Annotated in this window: 2 protein-coding genes; both read left to right on the top strand. The window is 65.7% G+C overall.

Features of this window, described 5'->3' with window-relative positions; genetic code table 11:
* Positions 1 to 1,365: heavy metal translocating P-type ATPase (locus ACERK3_19620; GenBank protein MFA9480482.1), on the top strand; the 1,365-nt coding region annotated here is incomplete at its 5' end.
* Between the two features lie 73 nt (positions 1,366 to 1,438).
* Positions 1,439 to 2,218 (top strand): ethylbenzene dehydrogenase-related protein (locus ACERK3_19615; GenBank protein MFA9480481.1); only part of this gene is annotated, 780 nt, incomplete at its 3' end.

The raw sequence follows: 2,218 nt of genomic DNA, 5'->3' as shown, positions 1-2,218 counted from the left end.
GGCGATGCGCTGTTCGCCGGCACGCTCAACGGCGGCGGTACGCTGATCGCCGAGGTGACGAAGCTGGCGAAGGACAACACGCTGAGCAAGCTCATCCGCCTGGTGGAGCAGGCGCAGGGCGCCAAGTCACCCACGCAGCAACTGGCCGAGCGGTTCGAGCGATGGTATGTGCCATGCGTGCTGGGGGCGACGGTGCTGCTGATCGTCGTGCCGCCGCTGCTGGGCGTGACGCCGCGCCGGCATGACGGGGCGCTGTGGGCCGGCTGGTTCTACCAGGCGCTGGCCTTCCTCACCGCCGCGTCGCCTTGCGCGCTGGCGATCGGCACGCCGGCGGCGATTCTCGCGGGTATCGGCAAGGCAGCGCGGATCGGCGTGCTGATCAAGGGCGGTGTGCATCTTGAACACCTCGCGGGGGTGAAGGCGATCGCCTTCGACAAGACCGGCACGCTTACGGTAGGCAAGCCGCGCGTCGTTGCGATGCAGAGCTTTGATGAGCAGATATCGGAAGACGAGATGCTGCGACTCGCGGGCAGCCTGGAGTTGGGCAGCCCGCACCCGCTTGGCCGGGCGATTGTGGATGCATGTGCCGGGCGGGGGTTGAGCCTCGTCGAGCCGGAGGCAGCGGAGCGGGTGATGGCGGCGGGGATGCGCGGGCGCGTAGAAGGTCGTGCGATCGCAGTGGGTCGACCGCTGCTGTTTGAGGCGGGCGTGGAGGAGCAGACGCAGGCGGTGTGGGACCAGTGGCGCGAACAAGGGCGCACGACCGTTGGCGTGTCGGTGGACGGACGCTTGGTGGGCTTGATCGCTCTGATGGACGAGCCGCGCCCGGCCGCCGCCGAGACCATCGCCGCGCTGCATGCGATAGGCCTGCGCCACACGGTCATGCTCACCGGCGATCATCGCACCGCTGCCGACGCCATCGCCCGTCGGCTGGGCATCACCGACGTGGAAGCGGAGTTGATGCCGCAGGCGAAACTTGAGCGCGTGCGGGAACTGGATCGCAAGTATGGCGGCGTCGCGATGGTCGGCGACGGCGTCAACGACGCGCCGGCCCTCGCCGCCGCGACCGTGGGCCTGGCGGTGGGCGGTGCCGGCTCGGCGAATGACGTCGCCTTGGAGACCGCCGACGTCGTACTGCTGGCCGACGATCTGAACAAGCTGCCGGAGGCGATCTCGCTCGCCCGTTTCACACAGCGGATCATCTACCAGAACCTGTTCATCGCCTTCGCAGTGATTGTGCTGCTGGCGCCGATGGGCGCGATCGGCCTGGCGCCGATCTCGCTCGCGGTGCTGTTCCATGAAGGCTCGACCGTGGTGGTGGTGCTCAACGGCTTACGCATCCTGCGGCATCGTGTACACCCGTAATGCTTGCAGCCGTGTCTGCAGTCGATAGGGTAGGACTGAATTGTCATCAACGTATCTTCTGGAGGCAGGCATCATGCGGACGATTAGCAGAATCGTTTTGACGTGTGGCATCGGCATCATGGCGTTCGGCTGCCAGGCAAGCCCGGACGATGGCCGCAGCGAACACAGCGAGCCGCAAGCGGTGGATCAGGCCGCGAATATCTACATTCCCGCCAGCGACGATCTGACACGTCTGCTACGCGTTGCCGTGGTTTATAACGATACGCACATCCAGATTCGCTACGAGTTCGCCACCGATCATCCAAGCTGGTATCACGACTACCTCGTCTACCGGGCTGGTGAATGGCAGCGACTGGGCGAAGGGGCTGCCGGCCCGGCCCCCACGGGCTTGCAGGAAGACCGCATCGCCATGATGCTCGACGATGGCTCGGTTGAAGGCTTCGCCGAGTATGGCGGCTACGTGACGATGCACCCCGGCGTCAGCAGCCGGACGGACGAAGCGCCGGCGGATGTCAACAAGTTCCTCCCCGCTTCGCGAGAGGGCGAGATGGATGCCGGGATGTGGCAGCGCACGCATTCGGATGACGAACTTGATCGCCTGCGCGACGAAGGCGTGTTCATCAACACCTGGCAGTGGCGTGCTCACCGCAGCAACCCCATCGGCTACGCCGACCCCGGCTACGTGCTCGATGCCCGCAACTCGGCCGAGGGGCAGGGCATGTACGCCACCAACTGGGACGACGAGCAGGACCAGCCGCTGTACATGTTTGACCCGGCCGAGCGTGATCGCCATGCCCTGCAAGATAATTTGCTGCTCGACCGCGCATATGGCCAGGATGATCCGTATTACCTT

The sequence above is a fragment of the Phycisphaerales bacterium AB-hyl4 genome (assembly GCA_041821185.1).
GTDB lineage: Bacteria > Planctomycetota > Phycisphaerae > Phycisphaerales > Phycisphaeraceae > Natronomicrosphaera > Natronomicrosphaera hydrolytica.
Note: the sequence above shows the minus strand (reverse complement) of the source record. Positions and strands in the feature narration are given on the sequence as shown.